The sequence below is a fragment of the Pseudomonas sp. RT6P73 genome, assembly GCF_054897715.1.
The window spans coordinates 4506713-4529110 of sequence record NZ_JBUBUV010000002.1 but is presented as its reverse complement, the minus strand read 5'-3'; the positions used below and the strand labels follow the sequence as shown (position 1 = coordinate 4529110).

Here is a 22398-nt window from a genome sequence, read left to right as displayed (position 1 = left end):
CTCGGCCTGCTGCTGGGTGCTGCGATGACACATTCGTACAGTATTCAGATTCGAAAAAATATAGACAAGAAACGCCGCTGTCAAAGGTCGAAAGTGAACTGTCAGTCACAATTCAACTATTAGTCACGTGAATGAACGTATCGTTCACGCGGCTGGCCAAGGGCGGACGAGCGGCGGGTAGCGCTGCCAAGCCTTTGAAACAGCGGCGCGATAGAGTCTTTTGCCAATCAATGTCCTAGAATCCAGCGCAGGATTTTTCTACTGCGCCCAGTCTGGAGCTGCCATGACCCCCGCATTGGATTTGTTGAAAAAAGTTCGAGCCGAACATCGCGTGCACAGTTATGAACATGATCCGAAGGCTGCGTCCTATGGGCTGGAGGCCGCGGAGAAGCTGGGACTGGACCCGGCGCAAGTGTTCAAGACCCTGCTGGCGGCCAGTGAGAAAGGTGAGTTGTTGGTGGCCGTGGTGCCGGTCGTCGGAAGTCTGGACTTGAAGCATCTGGCTCACGCTGCGGGCGTGAAAAAAGTCGAAATGGCCGATCCTGCCGCTGCGCAGCGAGCGACGGGCTATTTGCTGGGGGGCATCAGTCCGCTGGGGCAGAAAAAGCGTTTGCGCACCTTCATCGACAACTCGGCTCAGCCCTTTGCCAGCATTTTTGTCAGCGCTGGTCGGCGCGGTCTGGAAGTTGAATTGGCGCCGGCCGTGTTGGCCGAACACACCCGGGCAACGTTTGTCGACATAGGTCGCAGCTGAGTCGGGGATGGGTAAGTCGAGCCTCAGCGCTTATCAGTGCTCGAAGCGAGGCGGGGAGGGCGAAGATTGGCGGGAATGCGACGTTGGTTGCGAGCGGCACCCTTATTCTCGCCTGATATCCTGTAGGAGCGAGGCTTGCCCGCGAAGGCGTAGTGTCAGTCAATTGTGATGTCGACTGACATACGCCTTCGCGGGCAAGCCTCGCTCCTACAAATCCAGGTATCAGCCAGCAGTGCTGTAGCGGCGGACGCCCGACTCGGTGGCCGGAATCTGCGCCGCCGTGCTGCCCGACGCCTGGAACAGCACCAAGTGTTCAGCCGCGACGCGAATACCGACTTCGGCACCGACTTGATGATCAGCATGGCTCGGGAAAATCGATTCCAGCTGTGCACCAGTCGGCATCTGCAACCGGTACAACGTCGACGCACCCTGGAAAGACTTGCCGACAATCCGCGCCTTCAAACCGCTGTCCGGTGCATAAACGATATCGTCCGGACGTAGCAGCACGTCTACCGCACCGCCAACTGGCCAGGTGTAGGCGCGATTACCGCGTAACTCACCCAATTCAGTCTGTACCGACTCGGGGCTGCTCAACTGGCCGCGAATGAAATAACCCTGGCCAATGAAGCTGGCCACAAACGGTGTCAGCGGTTCGTGATACAGGTTGTAGGGCGTGTCCCACTGCTCCAGCCGACCTTCCCTGAAAACCCCCACGTGATCGCTCACTGCAAAGGCTTCTTCCTGGTCGTGGGTCACCAGAATCGCGCTGGTGCCGCGGGCCTTGAGAATGTCGCGCACTTCATGGCTGAGCTTGCGCCGCAGTTCGCCATCGAGGTTGGAGAACGGTTCGTCAAGCAGCAGCAATTGCGGTTCCGGCGCCAGTGCGCGGGCCAGTGCGACACGCTGCTGCTGACCGCCGGACAACTCATGCGGGAAGCGCTTGCCAAGGTTTTTCAGGTTGACCAGTTCGAGCAATTCTTCGGTGACGCGATCCTTTTGCGGATGCTTGCGGATTCCGAAGGCGATGTTTTCGGCCACGCTCAAATGCGGAAACAGCGCGTAGTCCTGGAACACCATGCCGATCCGCCGTTTCTCCGGGGCGAGGGTGAAACCGGCGCGGGAGAGGGTCTCGCCCGCCAGCGTGATTTCACCTTCGTGCACCGGTTCGAAACCGGCAATCGCCCGTAGCGTGGTGGTCTTGCCGCAGCCCGAAGAGCCCAGCAGGCAACCGATATCGCCGGCATTCAAATGCAGATTGAGGTTCTGCACGACTCGCTGGTTCTGGTAGCCGCAGGCGAGGTTGCGCAGGTTAAGCAGTAATGGATGGCTCATGCGTGGTGGTACGAAGGCGGGACGAGAAACTCGAGCAGGGCCTTTTGTGCGTGAAGGCGGTTTTCCGCTTGATCCCAGGCCACGGAGCGCTTGTCATCAAGCACGTCGAGGCTGATTTCCTCGCCACGGTGGGCCGGCAGGCAGTGCATGAACAGCACATCCTCGGCAGCCAGGTCGAGCAGGTCGCGGGTGACCTGAAACGGCGCGAACAGCTTCAGGCGCTTGGCGGTTTCTTCTTCCTGGCCCATGGAGGTCCAGACGTCGGTGCTCACAAGATGAGCACCGCGCACGGCCTCCTTCGGATCGCGGACGATGGTCACGCGATCACCGGCCTTGGCCACGAATTGCGCGTTGGGTTCAAAACCTTCAGGGCAGGCGATGCGCAACTGGAAGTCGAACTGGATCGCAGCTTCTATATAGCTGTTGCACATGTTGTTGCCGTCGCCGATCCAGGCCACGGTCTTGCCCTGGATCGAGCCACGATGTTCGAGGAAGGTTTGCATGTCGGCCAGCAACTGGCACGGGTGCAGGTCATCGGACAGGCCGTTGATCAGCGGGACGCGCGAATTGGCGGCGAATTCGGTCAATGTGCTGTGGGAAAACGTGCGGATCATCACCGCATCGAGCATGCTCGACATGACAATGGCGGCGTCGCCGATCGGTTCGCCACGGCCCAGCTGCGTGTCGCGCGGCGACAGGAAGATCGCCTGACCGCCGAGCTGGATCATGCCGGCTTCGAACGAGATCCGGGTACGGGTCGAGGACTTCTCGAAAATCATCCCGAGCACGCGGTTTTTCAGAGGCTCGAACAGTACGCCGCGGTTACGCAGGTCCTTGAGCTCAACGCCTCGACGGATCACGCTGACCAGCTCTTCGGGCGTGCAATCCATCAGGGAGAGAAAGTGCCTTGCGCTCATCATTGACTACCTTTTTGCAACAGACCGCAGATACTCAAAGCCTTGTTTAACTGAAAAACGGGCGAGACCTGCGGCGTAAGCCGCACAGGGCGACGAAATAGGGGGAGGCGCGATATTGACATTAAATGTCGCGTTTTTCCAATAGGGGCTGTTTTTACAGCTTCCAACATGTTTCAAGCTTTACAACCGGTTGACCTGTGCACCGTGGCATTGATCCAGGTTGCGCAGGCCCGGAGCAACATTTGTACACGGTGCCGAAGCTGGAATGCAATAAATGCCGTGATCAGACTTATCATCCGCCGAAGAGTGGCAGACCCGCTGAGCAGCGCTTTCTGCCCTCGAACTGCGCTGCGTCAATAGCGCCGTTTCAAAGTGGCGGAGTCGTTTGCTGTTACGTTTTCAGGTGCCGGGTATCGGGCTGCGCTCAGGTATTATCCGCCCCATTGCGGATTCTCGACTGAGTAAAGTCAAACACTCCCAGGGAGGGAGCGCTGTATGGCGATGAATAAAACCGGACACACTGGCCTTACACGACTTCGTCGTGTTTCTCCGGCATTCGATATGGCTGTGATTTCCACGGTCATGGGCTTCGCGATTATCGCCAGCACGATATACCCGGGCGTTCCGAGTGCGGTGGTTGGCGCTATCGTCGGCGCTTTTATCGGCGTGAAGAATTTCAAGGATGACGCGATTGCAGATTGATTCGACCCAGTTTTTGGTATTGGGGGGATTGATCGCAATTGGAATCTATCTGGGGGCTTCGTTACTCGCTCGATCGACGCCCGACCTGAAGCATGGCGCTGCCTTGGTGGTCGCGTGGTTCACCGTGGTGAGCGTCATTGATATTGCGTTGCAGGTCTATCAAGCCGAGCCTCATCAGCTGGGCATCCTGGCAAACCAGAAAGCGATCATCCTGATCGGGTCCGGCGTCATGCTTTGGCTGGCTGTCGGTGGAATATGGACGGCATTGACCTCACCTCTTAAAAAGAAGGCGTTGAAGATTTCTCAGCCTCAGTGAGTCTGTCTGTGCGGCCGCACTCATGTTTTGACAAAGCGTCAATGCACCGGCCGTCACTGTGTCTGGCCTGAAACATTTGCTTATGCAAAGTGCTGGGTTATAACTAACTCACGAGTGACGCAGGAAGCCTTCGGAATGGAATCGAAAGAACAGCTGTTAATGGATTTACTCGGCCTCACGGCCCGCTCCTTGACCCACCTCACTGCTTCCATGACGTCGATGTCCTTCGAATTGATGCGCAGTGAAGACGAAGTGACCAAGGCGGCCGGTCGACGCATGATCGACCGTATGGCGACCATCAGCGCCGGGCTCGACGAGCACTGGCGACTGATTGGCGAGCTCACCGGCGTACATGTCGCCCAGGAACAGATCGAAACCATTCAGGAAATCCAGTTGCAGGCGCCGCCCCGGTTGCCGCCGAACTGATTGGTGTGCGGCCATCGGCTGGCCTGATGGTGGCCGATTCACAAGACGAACGTCGCTGGCGCAGTCGCGGGTCACGCGCCATAGTTTTGTTCCCGCGGCTGATATTGCCCGCCCAGAACAAAACAGAGACTGGCCATGACCAAGACTCTCCATCACCGTGCCTGCCACCTGTGTGAAGCCATCTGCGGCCTGACCATCGAGACCTCCGAGGTCGAGGGCGGCGGCGTGCAGATCACCTCGATCAAGGGCGATCCGCTGGATACGTTCAGCCGTGGGCACATCTGCCCCAAAGCGGTTGCCCTGCAAGACATTCAGAATGACCCGGATCGCCTGCGTCAGCCGATGTTGCGAGTGGGCAGCGAATGGCAGCCTATCGAATGGGAAGACGCCTTCAGCCTTGTCGCTGAACGCCTGGCCGCGATTCAGGAGCATCACGGGCAGAATGCAGTGGCGGTTTATCAAGGCAACCCCAGCGTGCACAACTACGGGTTGATGACCCACAGCAATTATTTCCTGGGCCTGCTGAAAACCCGCAACCGGTTTTCCGCGACCTCCGTCGATCAGCTGCCTCATCACCTCACCAGTCATTTGATGTACGGACACGGCTTGCTGTTGCCGATTCCGGACATCGACCATACCGATTTCATGCTGATCCTCGGCGGTAATCCACTGGCCTCCAACGGCAGCATCATGACCGTGCCGGATGTGGAAAAACGCCTCAAGGCGATTCAGGCCCGGGGCGGTAAAGTGGTGGTGGTCGATCCGCGCCGCAGTGAAACGGCAGCGATCGCCGATCAGCATCTGTTCGTGCGCCCCGGTGGCGATGCGGCGCTGTTGTTCGGGTTGCTCAACACCTTGTTCACCGAAGGCCTGACCAGCGACAGCCATTTACCGGTGGACGGACTGGAAGACGTGCGTCAGGCGATCGCAACATTCACCGCCGAAACCATGAGCCCCTTGTGCGCGGTGCCGGCAGAACAGATTCGCCAACTGGCCCGGGATTTTGCGGCGGCGCCGACAGCGGTCTGCTATGGCCGGATGGGCGTCTCGACCCAGGCCTTCGGCACGCTGTGTCATTGGCTGGTGCAACTGATCAACCTGGTCACCGGCAACCTCGACCGCGTCGGCGGTGCGTTGTGCACCGAGCCTGCGGTGGATCTGGTGGCCTCGACGTCGGGCGGGCATTTCAATCTGTGGCAGAGCCGCGTGTCCGGGCGTCCCGAGTACGGCGGCGAGTTGCCGGTGTCGGCCCTGGCGGAAGAGATGCTGACGGGCGGGGAAGGGCAGGTCCGTGCGCTGATCACCGTGGCCGGCAATCCGGTGCTGTCCACACCTAATGGCCGGCAACTGGAACAGGCGCTGGACGGGCTGGAGTTTATGGTCAGCATCGACCTGTACATCAATGAAACCACGCGCTATGCCGATCTGATCCTGCCGTCGACTTCGGCGTTGGAAAACGATCACTACGACACCACGTTCAACATGTTCGCGGTGCGTAACGTGACCCGTTTCAACCGGGCGATCCTGGGCAAACCCGAAGGTGCGTTGCATGACTGGGAGATTTTTGTCGGCCTGGCCCAGGCTTTTGCCGCGAAGACCGGCAAGGAGTTGAAGCCGACCATTCCACCCGCGCAGATGATCGATCGTGGTCTGCGGATGGGGTTTTATGGTGATGCCTCGCCACACAAGCTTTCGTTGGCGACTCTGTTCGATCACCCGCATGGCGTCGATCTGGGCGCGCTCAAATCCAACCTGGCCCCGCGTTTGAAAACCGCTAACCAGCGAGTCCAGGCCGCGCCGGCCGCGATCCTCGCCGACCTGGCACGCTTCGCCGCGCTGCAAGCACCGGCCGCCGACGAATTGTTGATGATTGGCCGCCGTCATGTGCGCAGCAACAACTCGTGGATGCACAACTATCACCGTCTGGTGAAGGGCAAGCCGCGTCATCAATTGTTGATGCACCCGGACGACCTGGGCAGTCGTGGACTCAGCGATGGGCAGCGTGTGCGGGTCACTTCGCGGGTCGGCATGATCGAAGTTGAAGTGGTCGCCAGCCTGGATATGATGAAAGGCGTGGTCAGCCTTCCTCACGGTTGGGGCCATGCGCGCCCGGGCGTGCAGATGACGATCGCCAGTGGTCAGCCGGGCTCCAGCGCCAATGACCTGACCGATGAATGTCAGCTCGACGAGTTGTCGGGGAATGCGGCGTTGAACGGTGTTCCGGTGACCGTGGCGGCGGCTTGATAGTGTCTGTCGGGGAGACCGAGCATGGCGCTCGGGTTTCCGTTACAATGCGCCACCGTGCCGACCCTTGAGTCGGAAAGTTCAGCCGAGGTGCTCCATGGATATCATCGAAACGATTAAAGAGCAGATTGCTAACAACACCATTCTGCTTTACATGAAAGGTTCGCCGAATGCCCCGCAGTGTGGCTTCTCCGCCAAAGCCGCGCAGGCCGTGATGGCATGTGGTGAAAAGTTTGCGTACGTGGACATCCTGCAGAACCCGGAAATCCGCGCCAACCTGCCAAAATACGCCAACTGGCCAACCTTCCCGCAACTGTGGGTTGGTGGTGAGCTGGTCGGCGGTAGCGACATCATGACCGAGATGGCTGCTGACGGTTCGTTGCAGACCACGATCAAGACGGCTGTTGAAGCGGCTGCTGCCAACAAGACCGAAGCCTGATTCGGTATCTTTTGTAGGAGCGAGGCTTGCCCGCGAAAAGGGCGCCTCGGTCTATCAGGAAATACCGCGTCATCGTTCTTCGCGAGCAAGCATCGCTCCTACAAGAGCGATCATTAAAAAGCCCCGCCTCTTTAAAAGAGCGCGGGGCTTTTTATTGTCTCGAATTTAGCGGGTACTAACTTACTCGTCTTCGCCCATCTGCGATTGCAGATAGTTCTCAAGACCGATTTTATCGATCAGGCCCAGTTGGGTTTCCAGCCAGTCGATATGTTCTTCTTCGGATTCAAGAATGTCTTCGAGCAGTTCGCGGCTACCGAAGTCGCCAACGGTTTCGCAATGAGCGATAGCGACCTTGAGGTCGGCATGACCGGTTTTTTCGATACGCAGGTCACACTCAAGCATTTCCTGGGTGTGTTCGCCGATCTGCAGCTTGCCCAGGTCCTGGACGTTCGGCAGGCCTTCAAGGAACAGGATGCGCTTGATCAGCTTGTCAGCGTGTTTCATCTCGTCGATGGATTCGTGGTATTCGTGCTTTCCGAGCTTGTTCAGACCCCAATCTTCGTACATGCGCGCATGCAGAAAGTATTGATTGATCGCGACCAGCTCATTGGCAAGGATCTTGTTGAGATGCTGGATGACTGTAATGTCGCCTTTCATGATGGGGTCCTGCCCTGTATTAGCTGTCTATAAGGCAGAGTTTGGGCCGCACAACTAAGAGTGTCAAACCTAAGTTATTGAAACTTAAGTGAAAATTAATCGGAATAAGAATGTTTGTGTTCCGCGTCTGGAGCGTAAGCAGTTGATTTTCAGGCATAAAAAAACCGGACATCAAGTCCGGTTCTTTGGAATACGGTTTTTACGCGGCAGTAAATTCTACAGGGAAAGGAATCGAAGCCTGGGCCGATTGTAATTTGGTCAGGGTTTCACGCACCACTTCCTTGGCAAGGCAGGCGCATTTACCGCATTGGCTGGCTACGCCGGTAGCCTGGCGGACTTCCTTATAGCTGCAGCAACCTTCATAGATTGCATCGCGGATTTGACCGTCGGTGACGCCAGTGCAGAGGCAGACATACATAAGTGAGAACCGTCGCTGGTTGTGACTCAATTGCGATGGATCTTAATGTTAACGAGAATGATTGTCAAAGTGGTTTCTGAAAGCTTTGCGTTATAAGCGCCTGAGACTGACGAACGGTTTTCCTCCAGGCGTTCTGCCATTAGCTGGCACGACGGCCAATTTGATGCGCCAGTGAAAAACCGTTGAGGACAGCTCAAAAACGCCGTGTATGATGGTCGGTCCTTGCGAAGGGGGTCGTGTCACAGGGCTGTCGCCTGAGGGTGGCAGGCTGACGCGAACCCAGTTCTTCACGTTAATAGACCAGGAGATATTCAATGAGCGTACTCGTAGGCAAACAAGCCCCGGACTTCACCGTACCGGCCGTACTCGGCAATGGCGAAATCGTAGACAGCTTCACCCTGTCGTCGGCCATCAAAGGCAAATACGGCCTGGTGTTCTTCTACCCACTGGACTTCACCTTCGTTTGCCCGTCCGAGCTGATCGCTCTGGACAACCGCATGTCTGACTTCAAGGCACGCAACGTTGAAGTGATCGCCGTTTCGATCGATTCGCACTTCACCCACAACGCATGGCGCAACACCCCGGTGAACAATGGCGGTATCGGCCAGGTTCGCTACACCATGGCTGCCGACATGAAGCACGAAATTGCCAAGGCCTACGACGTTGAGTCCGAAGGCGGCGTGGCTTTCCGTGGCGCGTTCCTGATCGACGACAAAGGCGTTGTCCGTTCGCAGATCATCAACGACCTGCCGCTGGGCCGTAACATGGAAGAGCTGATCCGTCTGGTCGACGCGCTGCAATTCCACGAAGAGCACGGCGAAGTTTGCCCTGCCAACTGGAAAAAAGGCGACAAAGGCATGAACGCTTCGCCAGAAGGCGTCTCGGCTTACCTGACCGAGCACGCTGCGGCGCTGTAAGCCCAGGCGTCAGGCATAAAAAAACCGGCCGCTGAGGCCGGTTTTTTTATGGACGGGATAAACGCAGGTCCCTGTAGGAGCCGGCTTGCTGGCGATGAACGATGACGCGATCTTCATGTTAAACCGCGTCGCCTGCATCGCGAGCAGGCTCGTTCCCACATCAGTCGTTGAAATCTTCCCAGCCACCCATTTGTTTCCAGCGATTGACGATGCCGCAGAACAGCTCGGCCGTCTTCTCGGTGTCGTATCGTGCCGAGTGAGCCTCGCGACCATCAAAGTCGATGTCCGCCGCCTGGCAAGCCTTGGCCAGTACGGTTTGACCGTAAGCCAGGCCGGCGAGGGTCGCGGTATCGAAGCTGGAGAACGGATGAAACGGGTTACGTTTCATGTCCAGACGCGCCACAGCTGCGTTGAGGAAACCCAGGTCGAAGCTGCTGTTGTGCCCGACCAGAATGGCCCGTTTGCAGCCGTTGGCTTTCAGGGCCTTGCGGATGCCGCGGAAGATGTCGGTCAACGCGGCTTCTTCGCTCACCGCCATACGCAGCGGGTGATCGAGCTTGATCCCGGTGAATTCCAGCGCGGCCGCTTCAATGTTCGCGCCTTCAAAAGGCTCGACGCGGAAGAAATAGGTGTGATCGGGATACACAAACCCTTTTTCATCCATGGCGATAGTGGTCGCGGCGATTTCCAGCAAGGCGTCAGTGGCAGAGTTGAAACCACCGGTTTCAACGTCGACAACAACTGGCAGGTACCCACGGAAGCGAGCGGCCATCGGGTGGCGCGAGCCACCTCCGCCGCCTTGACCGTCCTGTTCGTCGTCGAAATGGTCTTCACTCACGCGTGTTCCTCCAGCAGGCGCCAGCGCAGTTTTTCACCGGCGCGCAGCGGGATTACGGTCAGCTCGCCAAATGGCAGGCTGGTTGGGGCGGTCCACTCATCGCGGACCAGGGTGATGCGATCGGTGTTCACCGGCAGGCCATAGAAGCGCGGGCCGTTGAGGCTGGCGAACGCTTCGAGCTTGTCCAGCGCGTTGCGTTGTTCGAAGGCTTCGGCGTACATCTCGATCGCCGCGTAAGCGGTGTAGCAACCGGCACAGCCGCAGGCCGCTTCTTTGGCGTGCTGGGCATGCGGCGCCGAATCGGTGCCGAGGAAGAACTTGTCGCTGCCACTGGTGGCGGCGTCGAGCAGGGCTTCCTGGTGGGTATTGCGCTTGAGGATCGGCAGGCAATAGAAGTGCGGCCGAATCCCGCCCACCAGCATGTGATTGCGGTTGTACAGCAGGTGATGCGCGGTGATGGTCGCGCCAACGTTGGCCGAAGCCTCGTTGACGAACTGCACGGCGTCCGCGGTGGTGATGTGTTCGAACACCACTTTGAGCGTCGGGAAACGCTCGACCACACGACGCATGTGCTCATCGATGAAGAGCTTTTCGCGGTCGAACACATCGACATCGCCACGGGTGACTTCACCGTGAATCAGCAAGGGCATCCCGACTTCGGCCATGGCCTCGAGTGCAGGGAAGATCTTGTCGATACTGGTGACGCCAGAGTCCGAGTTGGTGGTTGCGCCGGCCGGGTACAGCTTGGCGGCGTAAACGAAACCGCTGGCCTTGGCCTCACGAATTTCTTCGGGCTGGGTACGGTCGGTCAGGTACAGCACCATCAACGGTTCGAAACGACTGCCGGCCGGGCGTGCAGCGAGAATCCGCTGGCGATAGCCGTCGGCTTCAGCGGCGTTACGCACCGGAGGTACCAGGTTGGGCATGATGATGGCGCGACCAAAGGTGCGCGCGACATCCGCAACGGTATTGGTCAACACAGCACCATCGCGAAGATGAATATGCCAGTCGTCGGGACGCAGCAGGGTCAGGCGGTCGGACATGAGGGGATTCCAGGCGGGTCAAACTGAGGGGAATGCTACCGGAAAAGACTCTCTCAGGCACTCGCTATCAAGTTTTGCAGGAACCTTCCGATATCCAACAGGTATGCCGTAAATATGTGTGTCGGTCTTTTTGTTGTAGAAGCCAGTGGAGCCTCCCGTGCGCCAGCGTTATTTAGCCTTGCTCAGTGTGTTTGCCAGCCTCCCTGCGATGGCGCTCACTTTCCAGACACGTCTGGAGAGCATCGAGTGGACGGTCGAAGGTGACAAGTTCGAGTGCCGCCTGACTCAACCGATTACCGATTTCGGTTCGGGTGAATTCGTGCGCCGTGCCGGCGAGCAGGCGACGTTTCGTCTGAAAGCCTACAACGCGATGATCGGCGGCGGGTCCGCGACCCTGCTGGCGGCCGCTGCGCCGTGGCAGCCGGGACGTGGCGACATCAACCTGGGCTCGGTGCGAATCGGCAGCGGCAGCGTGTTGTTCAACAGTTCGCAAGTTCAGGCCGGGCGCCTGATCAGCGGGCTGATGGACGGCCGCAGTCCGGTCATTCGGCATTCCTCAGGCGATGGCCGCGTGTCTGAAGTGCGCCTGTTGCCGGTCAAGTTCAGCAAGGCCTTCAACGACTATCAGGGTTGCGTTGCGAAACTGCTGCCGAAGAATTTCGAGCAGGTCAAACAGTCCGAGATCGGCTTCCCGGGTGAAGGCGTCGATCTCGATCCGCAAGCCAAGGTGCAGTTGCAGGTGATGCTGGAGTTCATGAAGGCGGATCCGACGGTCAATCACATCGAGCTCGACGGGCACTCGGACAACAGCGGCAATCGCCTGACCAACCGCGAGCTGTCACGCCGCCGGGCGTTGGCGGTGATGGACTTTTTCAAGGCCAATGGCATTCAGGAATCGCAGATCACCATGCGTTTCCACGGTGAACGATACCCTGTGGCACCAAACACCAACGCCACCAACCGCGCGAAGAATCGCCGGGTCGCAGTGCGCCTCGATCGGGTAGCACCGACCGAGAAAGTGGCGCCTCAAACCACGACGCCTGGAAGCGCCCCGGCGACCACCTGAACCCGCCGAAATCGTCGCTCGCTCGACAGAATCTGTCGCTTCGTCGTCATAAGCTGTCGCGCCTCTGTAAATTATTCCGTATGACCGGTAGACTTCACGGCTTTCCGTAGAACCCCGTGGAGTGATGGCATGGCGGACGTAAACAAGGTCGTTCTGGCGTATTCCGGCGGCCTGGACACTTCGGTGATCCTCAAGTGGCTGCAGGATACTTATAACTGTGAAGTGGTGACCTTTACCGCTGACCTGGGTCAGGGCGAAGAGGTCGAACCTGCACGCGCCAAGGCTCAGGCCATGGGCGTGAAAGAGATCTACATCGACGATCTGCGCGAAGAGTTCGTGCGCGATTTCGTTTTCCCGATGTTCCGCGCCAACACCGTTTACGAAGGCGAGTACCTGCTGGGTACTTCCATCGCTCGTCCGTTGATCGCCAAACGCCTGATCGAAATCGCCAACGAAACCGGGGCTGACGCCATTTCCCACGGCGCCACCGGCAAGGGTAACGACCAGGTTCGTTTCGAGCTGGGCGCCTACGCCTTGAAGCCAGGGGTGAAAGTGATCGCTCCGTGGCGCGAGTGGGACCTGCTCTCCCGTGAAAAGCTGATGGATTACGCTGAAAAGCACAACATCCCGATTGAGCGCCACGGCAAGAAAAAATCCCCGTACTCGATGGATGCCAACCTGCTGCACATCTCCTATGAAGGCGGCGTGCTGGAAGACACCTGGACCGAGCACGAAGAAGACATGTGGAAATGGACCGTCTCCCCGGAGAAGGCTCCTGACAAGGCGCAATACCTGGAACTGACCTACCGCAACGGCGACATCGTTGCACTGGACGGCGTCGAAATGACTCCGGCCACCGTGCTGGCGACCCTGAACCGTATCGGTGGCGAACACGGTATCGGTCGTCTCGACATCGTCGAGAACCGTTACGTGGGCATGAAGTCCCGTGGCTGCTACGAAACCCCTGGCGGCACCATCATGCTGCGCGCTCACCGTGCGATCGAATCGATCACCCTGGACCGCGAAGTGGCTCACCTCAAAGACGAGCTGATGCCTAAATACGCCAGCCTGATCTACACCGGTTACTGGTGGAGCCCTGAGCGTCTGATGCTGCAACAGATGATCGATGCGTCCCAGGCACACGTGAACGGCGTTGTGCGCCTGAAGCTGTACAAGGGCAATGTGATCGTCACCGGTCGCAAGTCCGACGAATCGTTGTTCGATGCCAACATCGCGACCTTCGAAGAAGACGGCGGCGCCTACAACCAGGCCGACGCAGCGGGCTTTATCAAGCTCAACGCCTTGCGCATGCGCATTGCTGCGAACAAAGGCCGGAAGCTTTTCTGAGACCTTTGAAGCTGCAACGACGGTAATGGAAATGTGGCCTTGTCGATGACAAGGCCACATATCTGAAAAAGGGAATATTCCTGCCGGGCATTATGTTTCAGCTTTCTTGTTGTTGTGATTTAGTCTGCCTTTGCTCTCTGATCGTCCCTTCGAGAGCTGTCTTCTGCTATCGGTATTCAAGCCATAGTCGTCATGCCATGTGAGCTCAAATTGTAAGCAATCCAGAACGTGGTACTGTTGCGTTTCCTGGTTTGTTTCGAATGCTTGTGTGCGCCTTCCTTCAACAATGCCTCTGAATCGGTGCACGTGAGAAACACGATCACGCGTGCAGGGTTTTCCTGTGGTTGCTGGACCTTCTCCATCAAGGTGTTGAAATCCACTTTGTTACTCATCCATCGTGCGTCGACGATGTGCAGATCCTTTAGCAACACCGTTGAGCGTACGTGATGGTCAGTCACATGCTCTGGTGTGTTGCTTTGCGAGTGATCGGCATCGGTCATGGCCTTTATGAAATGCTTTCCTTTCTCAAAATCCGAGGGCGCGTAAAGCGACCGATAGTTGAAGTTGAGTGTTGCGAAGAATAGAAAGAGCAAATAAAAAGGGAAGCTGATAAGGAACCAGATATAGATCTCTCGTTCCTCATTATCGAGAAAGGGAAGAGAAATAGCGGCCGATGTTTCAGACAATGTTGCAAATATCGCAATGATTGTCATGGGGTTGGTAATTCTTGTTTTGAATTTGATCATGTTTTTTGCTCATGAAAGATTGTCTTTTCTCGATCGATTTATGGAGAGGCTCCAGGTGTTGGTAAGTTAAGGTGTGGCAGGGAAGGGCTTATACTGTTTTTGTGGTTTCCTGTTAGTTGGTTTTTAGTGGGTGCCATAGTAGCTGTATTGTTTGCGAGTCGGGTACTGTTGTTGTGCTTGTTTTAATAAGTGTATGTTGGTTTCCTGTTTTTGAGTGTTGCCTGGTGTTAATTTTGTGGGGGTTGGTTTATTTGGTGAGTTGCGGTTTTAACTATCTGGTGTGAATCTTGATTTGACAAGACCGGTTACTTTTTAAGCGTAGCTCAATCGTCAGCGCCTTGTAGGATCGCTCGGATAGAATCCTGTTTCTTTGGATTCCTGATGTAAAACGATACAAAAATATTGTAAAACGCACAGCGCTGACTGAGCGGTAAAATTTAAGACACACAGTATTCGTCTGATTTTTTGTAAGACTTATCCTTTTTGTTTGTAGGGAATGTCTCTCGGTGCCGGTGGCTGAGGGGGCCGGCATGCCACGGATGAAACGACTAGGCTATTGTGCGGGCTCTAAAAATTCGAACAGCGAAATTGGACTTGCCCATGAATAAAGTGCTGATCGTGGATGATCACCCCGTCATTCGTCTTGCGGTACGTATGCTGATGGAGCGTCATGGCTACGAAGTCATTGCAGAAACAGATAACGGCGTGGATGCATTACAACTAGCCCGCGAACTTATGCCGGATATTGTCATTCTGGATATTGGAATACCCAAGCTGGATGGGCTGGAAGTCATAGCTCGCCTGACATCGACGGCGATGCCTCTTAAAGTTCTTATATTGACCTCTCAGGCTCCCGGACATTTTTCCATGCGTTGCATGCAGTCGGGTGCTGCCGGATATGTCTGCAAGCAGCAGGATCTCACTGAGTTGCTCAGTGCGATAAAGGCCGTGCTTTCTGGCTACAGTTACTTTCCAAATCAAGCGCTGCATACCGTGCGCTCCAGTCTTGGGAATGCCAGTGAAGCCGATATGGTTGATCGTCTGTCCGGGCGCGAAATGATGGTGCTGCAACAGTTGGCCCGAGGAAAGACAAACAAGGAGATTGCCGATGGAATGTTTCTCAGCAATAAAACCGTCAGTACTTACAAGACCCGCCTGTTGTTGAAGCTCAATGCTCGCTCCCTGGTCGACCTGATTGAGCTGGCTCAACGCAATGGACTGGTATGAGTGCACTGGCGATTGAGGGTTTGGCACTTAGTAAAAAGCCTCCGTTTCGGGAGGCTTTTAGGTGTCACAAATCAAAATCGTAATCGGCCAATTGCTTTTGCAGTCGGCGCTCCTCCAGCAGATTGTCGATGGTGCGGCGTTTGCTCAGGTTGGTCTTCGCCACTTCAACCACCGGTTCAGCGTCATCGGCCTCAACGGGTGTGAAGTCGTCTTCTACGTCCAATTGCTCTTTGCCAGTGCTCATAAGGTTAACTCCAGGCTAAGACTGCCTTTGGCGCCCCTTATATCGACAATCTCTCGGCGGGTAAAAAAGATTTTTTCAATCGATGGATCAATAAATCTAATAGCGCCTCAATCGTCCGAGGTCTTTTGCTTGTATTCGCACAGGTCTTCGATCCGGCAGCTACCGCAACGTGGCTTGCGGGCCAGGCAAACGTAGCGTCCATGAAGGATCAACCAATGGTGGGAATCGAGCAGGTATGGCTTGGGGACAACCTTCATCAGCTTCATCTCCACCTCCACCACATTCTTGCCTGGCGCAATGCCTGTGCGGTTGCTGACCCGGAAAATGTGGGTGTCCACGGCCATGGTCAGTTGGCGAAAAGCGGTATTGAGCACCACATTGGCGGTCTTGCGGCCGACGCCGGGTAGCGCTTCCAGCTCCTCTCGGGTTTGCGGTACTTCGCCGCCATGGCGCTCCACCAGCAAACGACAGGTTTCGATCACGTTTTTCGCTTTGCTGTTAAACAGGCCGATGGTCTTGATGTATTCAGACAGCCCTTCAACCCCCAACGCATGAATCGCCGCTGGCGTATTGGCCACCGGGTAGAGTTTGGCGGTGGCCTTGTTCACGCCGACATCGGTCGACTGGGCAGAGAGAATGACGGCAATCAGCAATTCGAACGGCGAGGAATAGGCCAGTTCGGTCTTCGGTTCCGGGTTGTCTTCGTGAAACCTGCGGAAAATTTCCAGACGTTTTGCGGCATTCATGGGCAGTGCGTTTCCTCGAAATCAGTCAGTGTGAGGGAGTCGGGCGGTGCCAGGCCTGCCAGGCGGCAATCAGCAGACCCAGCAGAATGAAACCGCCTGGGGCCAGCGTGGCCAAGTGCAGGCCGCCGTTGCCGATAAGCTCGCGCAGCAGGCCAAGGCCCACCATCAGCGCACCAAACAGGCCACACAAGCGCAGGCGATCAAGTCGCGATTCCTGGAAAAACCCGTTGTGTTCCAGCACCACGCATTGCGCGGCGATCAATCCTGCATAGATCCCCACGTGCTGATGCCATTGAAGTGACCCCACCTGCGCAGCAAGCTCCGCACAACTGGTCAATGTGGCAGCCAGCAGGACGCTGGCAAGCAAGCGGGTGGACGGGATCAACCGTGATCGCAAGGCGCCCATGCTGACGCCATAAGCACCGATTACCACGATGAACATCAGCCAAAGGCCCAGGGCCGTCAGCCAGGCGTCCGTAGCGCCGATCAGAGGCGCAAGCATCAGTGAGTTGCGCAGCGTTGCTGACTTATTCATGAGCGCTGCTCCCGATCAGCTGTTGCGGATGCTCATCGAAGTAGCGCAACGCGTCATGGACGGCGCTGATCACCGCTCTTGAAGAAATGGTCGCGCCCGCTATCTGATCGAATTGGCCCTGGTCTTTTTTCAAGGCCCAGCCCGTGTCACCAGGGTCGGTTCGAGACTTGCCGGTGAATACCTGAAGCCAGGCATTGGGCCAGTCTGCGATTTTGCCGCCCAGCGCAGGGGTTTCCGATTGCTTGAGGGTTTTGACCCCCAGCAACTTGCCGTTTGCACCGATGGCGACCAGCAACTCGATGGAGCCCTCGTAGCCCAGCGTCTGGCTGCGTAGCAACACCGCGCAAGGTTCGCCAGTCTTGGTCGCCAGATAGCCACCCAGCAGCATGCTGTTAGCCAAGCGGATGTCTTTGAGGGCGAGCGGCTGGTCCAGCGGTTGATTGTCGTAGCTGTCCGGCGGTAGCAGGTCTAGCAGGTTGCGGCTGTCGATCAAGCGCTGTTGCGCGCTGATGCGCGATTCGCTGGCGTGTTGCGCGAAGTACGTCGCGCCGATCCCCAGCCCGGCCAGCAACACCAGCATCACAATACTCGTCGCTCGGTTCATGGGGCAACCTGCTCCTGCCTGGACGCGACAAACCGCTCCAGCGCCGGGACACAAAGGTTCATCAGCAACACGGCAAACGCTACGCCGTCCGGGTAACCGCCCCAGGTTCGAATGAGGTAGGTGAGTAATCCCACGCCGGCACCGAACAGGAGTCGGGCACCGGGACTTTTCGCGCCGGACACCGGCTCAGTGGCAATAAAGAATGCACCCAGCATGGTCGCGCCGGTGAGCAGGTGAAACAGCGGCGAGCCATGGGAGTCGGAGCCCGAACCGTTCCAGCACAGCAGGCTGATTATGAACAGGCTGGAGAGCATGCCGACCGGTGCGTGCCAAGTGAACACCCGCCGTTGCAGAAGAAACGCGCCACCAGCGAGAAAAGCCAGGTTGACCCATTCCACGCCGCGTCCGCCGAAATGGCCGAACGCCGGGTGGCCGGCGAAGAGTTCGTCCATGGTCAGGCTTTTGTTGATCCGCAGGCTGTCCAGCGCCGTGGCCTGGACCCAGGCATCCGGGGTCTGGCCGAAGCCGAAGACCTGCTGCAAACCACCGAGCAGATTCATGCCGTGTGACGACGGCCAGAGGGTCATCTGCTGGGGAAAGGCCACCAGCACCAGGGCAAAACCGAGCATCGCCGGGTTGAACGGGTTCTTGCCGACGCCGCCGTAGAGGTGTTTGCCGAGCAGCGCGAACGCCGCCGCACTGACCGTCAGCCACCACGGGCAGTAAGGTGGCAAGGCCAGTGCCAGCAGTGTCGCGCTGACCAGGGCGCTGCCGTCGCTCAAGGTCGGTTTGATGGCTCGCTTGCGCAGTTGCAACACCGCTGCTTCAACGGCCAATGCCGTGACGGCCGCGAGAATCAAGTTGATCAACACACCCCAGCCATACAACCAGAACAACACCAGCATCCCCGGCACGGTGGCCAGCAACACCAGCTTCATGGCCTGCTGAAGGCGTTCGTCCACCGATTCAAGGGGCAGCATAGGCATCCACCTGGCGCTCGGCGTCCTTTACCGCGAGTTCCAGCGCTGCAATCTGTTCAACCGCTGCTTCGCTGGTTCGCGCTTTGTTGAGTTCGGCACGGCGCATGGCCAGCTGGATCTTCGCCCGTTTAAGTTCGGCATCCTTCGCTGGAGCGGCTGGCGCGACCGGCGCCGGGGTTGTCGGTGCGCTGCTTTCCAACTGCGCCAAGGCTTGCTCGGCCGCTTCGAACTGCTGTTGCAGTACGATCAGTTGCGACTGTTGTTCGAAGGTCGGTGGATGCCCGAACGCCTTGAGCGACTTGTTCAGTTGCGCGCGACTCATCGCCACATCGATCTTGGCTTTTTTCAACGCCGCATCGGCGTTTGCCGCTTTCTGCGCACGCACCCGCTCAAGCGCAGCCTGAACCGGGTCGAGCGTCGTCACTTCGTTTTGCGGCACGGCGCGTTGGGCGCGGGCGTGGCGTTCGGCGAGTTTCTGTTCTTCGTCACGCAGCAAGCGGGCGTTGCGCTGTTCGAAGCGGCGCCGCGCATGATTGCGTTTGGCGGTGCGCGTCTTTTGTTCCTCAAGGCTGAACGCCAGGCCACCGACAATCGGCAGCACCGTGGCCAAGGGCAGTGGCCGCATCTCGATGCAGTCCACCGGGCAGGGCGCGACACACAGGTCGCAACCGGTGCATTCGTCGACGATCACGGTGTGCATCAATTTGGCCGCGCCGACGATCGCATCCACCGGGCACGCCTGAATGCACTTGGTGCAGCCAATACACTCCGCTTCACGAATATAGGCGATCTGCGCCGGGGCCGAGCCGCGACTGACGTCCAGTTCCAGCACCGGCACTTTCAGCAAGTCAGCCAGCGCCGAGATGGTTTCGCTGCCGCCCGGCGGGCACTTGTTGATCGGCTCACCGCTGGCGATGCCTTCGGCGTACGGCTTGCATCCGGGGTGGCCGCACTTGCCGCATTGGGTCTGCGGCAAGAGGGCGTCGATGCGTTGAATCAGACTCATGTTTTGATCAGTCCGCTGAATCCGAGAAAAGCCACTGCGATCAGTCCGGCGCCGATCAACTCGATCGGCAAGCCACGAAAGGGCAGGGGGACATCGTTGTCGAGAGTGCGCTGGCGCAAGTCGCTGAACAGGCTCAGCACCAGCCAGAACCCCAGCCCGGCGCCGAGGCACAGGGCAGTGGCGTGAAAGATTCCCTGGTCGTCCCCGGCGTTGAGCAATGCCAGCCCAAGCACGCCCGCGTTGCCCAGCAGCAGCGGCCAGAGGCCATCGAACGCAAGCTGGGGAAGTAACCGCGACATCAGCTTCAACAGTGGGCCAATCAGCAGAACGCTCAATGGCAGGAACACGAAAAGACGCAGCGAAGTCAGTTCCAGCGGCACCAACAGCCAGTGATAAGCCAAGTAGCTCAAGATGCCGACAACCAGCATCAGACAGGTCGTGGCAATGCCTAAGGCATGAACCTGATCGCGCTCACTGCCCAAAAGCGGATCGACGCCCAGCGGCCAGTGCAACACGAGGTTGTTGATCAGGGCAGCGCTGATAAGGGTAAGAAGCATCTCGGTCATGATCGTGCCGGTAGAAATAGGGCTTTTTAACAGAGCGGTTTAAAAAGCTTAGGCATTATCCGGCAAGGACGGAGGGTGGGGCCAGATATGAAAATCCCACAGTCGCGCCAGGCACGACTGTGGGATCGATTTACCGCAGAACCTTACTTGATGCGCTGACCCGGCTTGGCGCCGCTGTCGGGGCTGAGCAGGTAGATTTCTTCACCACCAGGACCGGCGGCCATCACCATGCCTTCGGAGATGCCGAACTTCATTTTGCGCGGCTTGAGGTTGGCGATCATCATAGTCAGGCGGCCATCGAGCTTGGACGGATCCGGATAAGCACTCTTGATCCCTGAGAACACGTTGCGTTGCTCGTCACCGATGTCTAGGGTCAGGCGCAGCAGTTTGTCGGCCCCTTCCACGTGTTCGGCCTTGATGATCAGGGCCACGCGCAGATCGATAGCAGCAAAGGCGTCGAACTCGATTTCCGGCGACAGCGGATCCTTGGCCAGTTCGCCGTTGCCGGCAGGCGTAGCGTCACCTGTGTCGGTCTGACTGGCGGTCAGGTCTTCTTTCGAGGCGTCGCTCATGGCTTGCACTTTTACCGGGTCGATACGGGTCATCAACGGCTTGAACTCGTTCAGCTGATGGTTGCTGAGCAGGGTGGCGTGGTCGTCCCAGGTCAGCGGCGCGACGTTCAAGAACGCCTCGGCATCGGCGGCCAGCAACGGCAGAACCGGTTTGAGGAAGATCACCAGTTGGCGGAACAGGTTCACGCCCAGGGCGCAGATGGCCTGGACTTCGTCCTGCTTGCCTTCCTGTTTGTTCAGCGACCACGGCGCCTTGTCGGCGATCCAGGCGTTGGCACGGTCGGCCAGGCCCATGATCTCGCGCATGGCACGGGCGAAGTCACGAGCCTCGTAGGCCTCGGCAATGCTCGGTGCTGCAGCGAGGAACGCTTCGGTCAATTCTGGCGCTGCGTTGCCGGCCACCAGCAAACCGCCGTTACCCTTTTGGATAAATCCGGCGCAACGGCTGGCGATGTTGACGACTTTGCCGACCAGGTCGGAGTTGACCTTCTGCACGAAGTCTTCGAGGTTCAGGTCAAGGTCGTCGACGCCACGGCTCAGCTTGGCCGCGTAGTAGTAGCGCAGGTATTCCGGCGACAGGTGGTCCAGGTAAGTCCGGGCCTTGATGAAGGTGCCGCGGGACTTGGACATTTTTTGACCGTTGACGGTCAGGTAGCCGTGCACGTTGATGCCGGTCGGCTTGCGGAAGCCGGCGCCTTCGAGCATTGCTGGCCAGAACAGGGCGTGGAAGTTGACGATGTCCTTGCCGATGAAATGGTACAGCTCGGCGGTGGAGTCCTTGCCCCAGAACGCGTCGAAGTCCAGCTCCGGCGTGCGATCGCAGAGGTTCTTGAAGCTCGCCATGTAGCCGATTGGTGCGTCCAGCCAGACGTAGAAGTACTTGCCTGGCTCGTCGGGGATCTCGAAACCGAAGTACGGCGCATCGCGGGAGATGTCCCACTGTTGCAGGCCGGCATCCAGCCATTCGGCGATCTTGTTCGCGACGGCTTCTTGCAACGTGCCGCTGCGAGTCCAGGCCTGCAGCATTTCCTGGAAGTCCGGCAGCTTGAAGAAGAAGTGCTGGGAATCCTTGAGCACCGGGGTGGCGCCAGAGATCGCCGACTTCGGATCCTTCAGGTCGGTCGGTGCGTAGGTTGCACCGCATTTTTCGCAGTTGTCGCCGTACTGGTCTTCAGTGCCGCATTTCGGGCAGGTGCCCTTGATGAAGCGGTCGGCCAGGAACATTTTCTTTTCCGGGTCGAAATACTGAGTGATCGAGCGCTGGGCGATGTGCCCGGCGTCACGCAGCTTCAGGTAGATCTGGCTCGACAGCTCACGGTTTTCTTCGGCGTGAGTGGAGTGGAAGTTGTCGAAGTCCACCAGGAACTCGGCAAAGTCGGCGCTGTGTTCAGCCTGGACGTTGGCGATCAGTTGTTCCGGGGTGATGCCTTCCTTTTCCGCGCGCAGCATGATGGCCGAACCGTGGGCGTCGTCGGCGCAGACATAAATGCATTGATTGCCGCGGTGCTTCTGGAAGCGCACCCACATATCGGTCTGGATGTATTCCAGCATGTGGCCAAGATGGATCGAACCATTGGCATAGGGCAGGGCGCTGGTGACGAGGATCTTGCGTGGCTCGGACATGGGGCTCGGCTACTTGATGAAACGGAGGTCGGCCACTATAAAGCGCCGGCGCATATTTTTCACCCCCGCGACTGGCATCCACGGACCCTTGTAGCAGCTGGCGAAGCCTGCGTTCGGCTCCGCAGCAGTCGCA

24 protein-coding genes and 2 pseudogenes are annotated in these 22398 nt (G+C 57.9%); 11 read left to right on the top strand and 15 right to left on the bottom strand.

Annotated elements, in window-relative coordinates:
* The first annotated feature begins 283 nt into the window (after positions 1-283).
* Positions 284-754: a Cys-tRNA(Pro) deacylase gene (gene ybaK / locus ACYZT6_RS21135; protein WP_462028488.1), complete on the top strand. Its 471-nt coding sequence runs from the start codon at positions 284-286 to the stop codon at positions 752-754.
* 7 nt (positions 755-761) lie between these two features.
* Positions 762-870 (top strand): annotated as a pseudogene (locus tag ACYZT6_RS21130) (isomerase); the annotation flags it as partial.
* Positions 871-976: 106 nt separating this feature from the next.
* Here the strand turns inward: ACYZT6_RS21130 and ACYZT6_RS21125 are convergent.
* A complete protein-coding gene (locus ACYZT6_RS21125; RefSeq protein ID WP_462028487.1) occupies positions 977-2086 on the bottom strand; it encodes an ABC transporter ATP-binding protein in 1110 nt (369 codons plus the stop codon).
* Positions 2083-3003 (bottom strand): ornithine carbamoyltransferase, encoded by a 921-nt coding sequence (gene argF, locus ACYZT6_RS21120; RefSeq protein WP_462028486.1) that lies wholly within the window; start codon positions 3001-3003, stop codon positions 2083-2085. The genes ACYZT6_RS21125 and argF overlap by 4 nt, the downstream gene beginning before the upstream one ends.
* Before the next feature lie 495 nt (positions 3004-3498).
* Between argF and ACYZT6_RS21115 the strand changes: the two genes are divergently transcribed.
* The 5 genes from ACYZT6_RS21115 to grxD all read left to right on the top strand — a co-directional run bounded on the left by ACYZT6_RS21115 (position 3499) and on the right by grxD (position 7130).
* A complete protein-coding gene (locus ACYZT6_RS21115; protein WP_462028485.1) occupies positions 3499-3705 on the top strand; it encodes a hypothetical protein in 207 nt (68 codons plus the stop codon).
* Entirely contained in the window at positions 3695-4021 is a 327-nt protein-coding gene (locus tag ACYZT6_RS21110) for a hypothetical protein (RefSeq protein ID WP_461955483.1), read from the top strand. Before ACYZT6_RS21115 ends, ACYZT6_RS21110 begins: the two co-directional genes overlap by 11 nt.
* A 135-nt stretch (positions 4022-4156) precedes the next feature.
* Complete coding sequence (locus tag ACYZT6_RS21105; protein ID WP_462028484.1) at positions 4157-4447, top strand: hypothetical protein; 291 nt, start codon at positions 4157-4159, stop codon at positions 4445-4447.
* 135 nt (positions 4448-4582) lie between these two features.
* The gene (locus ACYZT6_RS21100) at positions 4583-6691 is read left to right on the top strand and encodes a molybdopterin oxidoreductase family protein (protein ID WP_462028483.1); all 2109 of its coding nucleotides are present in this window, start codon (positions 4583-4585) and stop codon (positions 6689-6691) included.
* A gap of 97 nt (positions 6692-6788) precedes the next feature.
* Positions 6789-7130, top strand: a complete 342-nt coding sequence (grxD, locus tag ACYZT6_RS21095; RefSeq protein ID WP_140668353.1) for a Grx4 family monothiol glutaredoxin — start codon at positions 6789-6791, stop codon at positions 7128-7130.
* Positions 7131-7310: 180 nt separating this feature from the next.
* Here grxD and bfr read toward each other — a convergent pair whose 3' ends face one another.
* Positions 7311-7787: a bacterioferritin gene (gene bfr / locus ACYZT6_RS21090; protein ID WP_461976357.1), complete on the bottom strand. Its 477-nt coding sequence runs from the start codon at positions 7785-7787 to the stop codon at positions 7311-7313.
* 199 nt (positions 7788-7986) lie between these two features.
* Positions 7987-8205, bottom strand: a complete 219-nt coding sequence (locus ACYZT6_RS21085) for a bacterioferritin-associated ferredoxin (protein ID WP_462028482.1) — start codon at positions 8203-8205, stop codon at positions 7987-7989.
* Positions 8206-8519: 314 nt separating this feature from the next.
* On the opposite strand from ACYZT6_RS21085, the gene ACYZT6_RS21080 reads away from it, so the two are divergent.
* A complete protein-coding gene (locus ACYZT6_RS21080) occupies positions 8520-9122 on the top strand; it encodes a peroxiredoxin C (RefSeq protein WP_462028481.1) in 603 nt (200 codons plus the stop codon).
* A 160-nt stretch (positions 9123-9282) separates the two neighbouring features.
* On the opposite strand, the gene rnt is transcribed toward ACYZT6_RS21080, so the two are convergent.
* The gene (gene rnt, locus ACYZT6_RS21075; RefSeq protein WP_461955478.1) at positions 9283-9960 is read right to left on the bottom strand and encodes a ribonuclease T; all 678 of its coding nucleotides are present in this window, start codon (positions 9958-9960) and stop codon (positions 9283-9285) included.
* Positions 9957-11003, bottom strand: a complete 1047-nt coding sequence (gene pyrC / locus ACYZT6_RS21070; protein ID WP_438662440.1) for a dihydroorotase — start codon at positions 11001-11003, stop codon at positions 9957-9959. The genes rnt and pyrC overlap by 4 nt, the downstream gene beginning before the upstream one ends.
* A 157-nt stretch (positions 11004-11160) precedes the next feature.
* On the opposite strand from pyrC, the gene ACYZT6_RS21065 reads away from it, so the two are divergent.
* Both ACYZT6_RS21065 and ACYZT6_RS21060 read left to right on the top strand, forming a co-directional pair.
* A complete protein-coding gene (locus ACYZT6_RS21065; RefSeq protein ID WP_462028480.1) occupies positions 11161-12069 on the top strand; it encodes a flagellar protein MotY in 909 nt (302 codons plus the stop codon).
* 129 nt (positions 12070-12198) lie between these two features.
* On the top strand, positions 12199-13416 hold the full coding sequence (locus ACYZT6_RS21060) for an argininosuccinate synthase (RefSeq protein WP_007898502.1): 1218 nt from the start codon (positions 12199-12201) through the stop codon (positions 13414-13416).
* A 176-nt stretch (positions 13417-13592) separates the two neighbouring features.
* On the opposite strand, the gene ACYZT6_RS21055 is transcribed toward ACYZT6_RS21060, so the two are convergent.
* Positions 13593-14162 carry a hypothetical protein gene (locus ACYZT6_RS21055; protein WP_462028479.1) on the bottom strand — a complete coding sequence of 190 codons (570 nt, stop codon included), beginning with the start codon at positions 14160-14162 and terminating at the stop codon, positions 13593-13595.
* A 600-nt stretch (positions 14163-14762) separates the two neighbouring features.
* Between ACYZT6_RS21055 and ACYZT6_RS21050 the strand changes: the two genes are divergently transcribed.
* A complete protein-coding gene (locus ACYZT6_RS21050; RefSeq protein WP_007943575.1) occupies positions 14763-15389 on the top strand; it encodes a response regulator transcription factor in 627 nt (208 codons plus the stop codon).
* Between the two features lie 64 nt (positions 15390-15453).
* Here the strand turns inward: ACYZT6_RS21050 and ACYZT6_RS21045 are convergent, their stop codons facing one another.
* The 8 genes and pseudogenes from ACYZT6_RS21045 to metG all read right to left on the bottom strand — a co-directional run bounded on the left by ACYZT6_RS21045 (position 15454) and on the right by metG (position 22265).
* Entirely contained in the window at positions 15454-15633 is a 180-nt protein-coding gene (locus ACYZT6_RS21045) for a PA3496 family putative envelope integrity protein (protein WP_007898493.1), read from the bottom strand.
* Between the two features lie 107 nt (positions 15634-15740).
* Positions 15741-16379 (bottom strand): endonuclease III, encoded by a 639-nt coding sequence (gene nth, locus ACYZT6_RS21040; protein WP_462028478.1) that lies wholly within the window; start codon positions 16377-16379, stop codon positions 15741-15743.
* Positions 16380-16404: 25 nt separating this feature from the next.
* A complete protein-coding gene (locus tag ACYZT6_RS21035; RefSeq protein ID WP_462028477.1) occupies positions 16405-16914 on the bottom strand; it encodes an Rnf-Nqr domain containing protein in 510 nt (169 codons plus the stop codon).
* Positions 16907-17518 (bottom strand): RnfABCDGE type electron transport complex subunit G, encoded by a 612-nt coding sequence (locus tag ACYZT6_RS21030; RefSeq protein WP_462028476.1) that lies wholly within the window; start codon positions 17516-17518, stop codon positions 16907-16909. The genes ACYZT6_RS21035 and ACYZT6_RS21030 overlap by 8 nt, the downstream gene beginning before the upstream one ends.
* Positions 17515-18498, bottom strand: a complete 984-nt coding sequence (locus ACYZT6_RS21025) for an RnfABCDGE type electron transport complex subunit D (RefSeq protein ID WP_462028475.1) — start codon at positions 18496-18498, stop codon at positions 17515-17517. The genes ACYZT6_RS21030 and ACYZT6_RS21025 overlap by 4 nt, the downstream gene beginning before the upstream one ends.
* A 610-nt stretch (positions 18499-19108) precedes the next feature.
* A pseudogene (gene rsxB, locus ACYZT6_RS21020) lies at positions 19109-19483 on the bottom strand (electron transport complex subunit RsxB); the annotation flags it as partial.
* A gap of 17 nt (positions 19484-19500) precedes the next feature.
* Positions 19501-20070, bottom strand: a complete 570-nt coding sequence (locus ACYZT6_RS21015; protein ID WP_462028474.1) for an electron transport complex protein RnfA — start codon at positions 20068-20070, stop codon at positions 19501-19503.
* 143 nt (positions 20071-20213) lie between these two features.
* Positions 20214-22265 carry a methionine--tRNA ligase gene (gene metG, locus ACYZT6_RS21010; protein ID WP_462028473.1) on the bottom strand — a complete coding sequence of 684 codons (2052 nt, stop codon included), beginning with the start codon at positions 22263-22265 and terminating at the stop codon, positions 20214-20216.
* Between the last annotated feature and the right edge of the window lie 133 nt (positions 22266-22398).

Bases quoted from the DNA above. Each gene is read 5' to 3' on its own strand.
- ybaK (WP_462028488.1), top strand. From the start codon at position 284: ATGACCCCCGCATTGGATTTGTTGAAAAAAGTTCGAGCCGAACATCGC.
- ACYZT6_RS21125 (WP_462028487.1), bottom strand. From the start codon at position 2,086: ATGAGCCATCCATTACTGCTTAACCTGCGCAACCTCGCCTGCGGCTAC.
- argF (WP_462028486.1), bottom strand. From the start codon at position 3,003: ATGAGCGCAAGGCACTTTCTCTCCCTGATGGATTGCACGCCCGAAGAG.
- ACYZT6_RS21115 (WP_462028485.1), top strand. From the start codon at position 3,499: ATGGCGATGAATAAAACCGGACACACTGGCCTTACACGACTTCGTCGT.
- ACYZT6_RS21105 (WP_462028484.1), top strand. From the start codon at position 4,157: ATGGAATCGAAAGAACAGCTGTTAATGGATTTACTCGGCCTCACGGCC.
- ACYZT6_RS21100 (WP_462028483.1), top strand. From the start codon at position 4,583: ATGACCAAGACTCTCCATCACCGTGCCTGCCACCTGTGTGAAGCCATC.
- grxD (WP_140668353.1), top strand. From the start codon at position 6,789: ATGGATATCATCGAAACGATTAAAGAGCAGATTGCTAACAACACCATT.
- bfr (WP_461976357.1), bottom strand. From the start codon at position 7,787: ATGAAAGGCGACATTACAGTCATCCAGCATCTCAACAAGATCCTTGCC.
- ACYZT6_RS21085 (WP_462028482.1), bottom strand. From the start codon at position 8,205: ATGTATGTCTGCCTCTGCACTGGCGTCACCGACGGTCAAATCCGCGAT.
- ACYZT6_RS21080 (WP_462028481.1), top strand. From the start codon at position 8,520: ATGAGCGTACTCGTAGGCAAACAAGCCCCGGACTTCACCGTACCGGCC.
- pyrC (WP_438662440.1), bottom strand. From the start codon at position 11,003: ATGTCCGACCGCCTGACCCTGCTGCGTCCCGACGACTGGCATATTCAT.
- ACYZT6_RS21060 (WP_007898502.1), top strand. From the start codon at position 12,199: ATGGCGGACGTAAACAAGGTCGTTCTGGCGTATTCCGGCGGCCTGGAC.
- ACYZT6_RS21055 (WP_462028479.1), bottom strand. From the start codon at position 14,162: ATGATCAAATTCAAAACAAGAATTACCAACCCCATGACAATCATTGCG.
- ACYZT6_RS21050 (WP_007943575.1), top strand. From the start codon at position 14,763: ATGAATAAAGTGCTGATCGTGGATGATCACCCCGTCATTCGTCTTGCG.
- ACYZT6_RS21045 (WP_007898493.1), bottom strand. From the start codon at position 15,633: ATGAGCACTGGCAAAGAGCAATTGGACGTAGAAGACGACTTCACACCC.
- nth (WP_462028478.1), bottom strand. From the start codon at position 16,379: ATGAATGCCGCAAAACGTCTGGAAATTTTCCGCAGGTTTCACGAAGAC.
- ACYZT6_RS21035 (WP_462028477.1), bottom strand. From the start codon at position 16,914: ATGAATAAGTCAGCAACGCTGCGCAACTCACTGATGCTTGCGCCTCTG.
- ACYZT6_RS21030 (WP_462028476.1), bottom strand. From the start codon at position 17,518: ATGAACCGAGCGACGAGTATTGTGATGCTGGTGTTGCTGGCCGGGCTG.
- ACYZT6_RS21025 (WP_462028475.1), bottom strand. From the start codon at position 18,498: ATGCTGCCCCTTGAATCGGTGGACGAACGCCTTCAGCAGGCCATGAAG.
- ACYZT6_RS21015 (WP_462028474.1), bottom strand. From the start codon at position 20,070: ATGACCGAGATGCTTCTTACCCTTATCAGCGCTGCCCTGATCAACAAC.
- metG (WP_462028473.1), bottom strand. From the start codon at position 22,265: ATGTCCGAGCCACGCAAGATCCTCGTCACCAGCGCCCTGCCCTATGCC.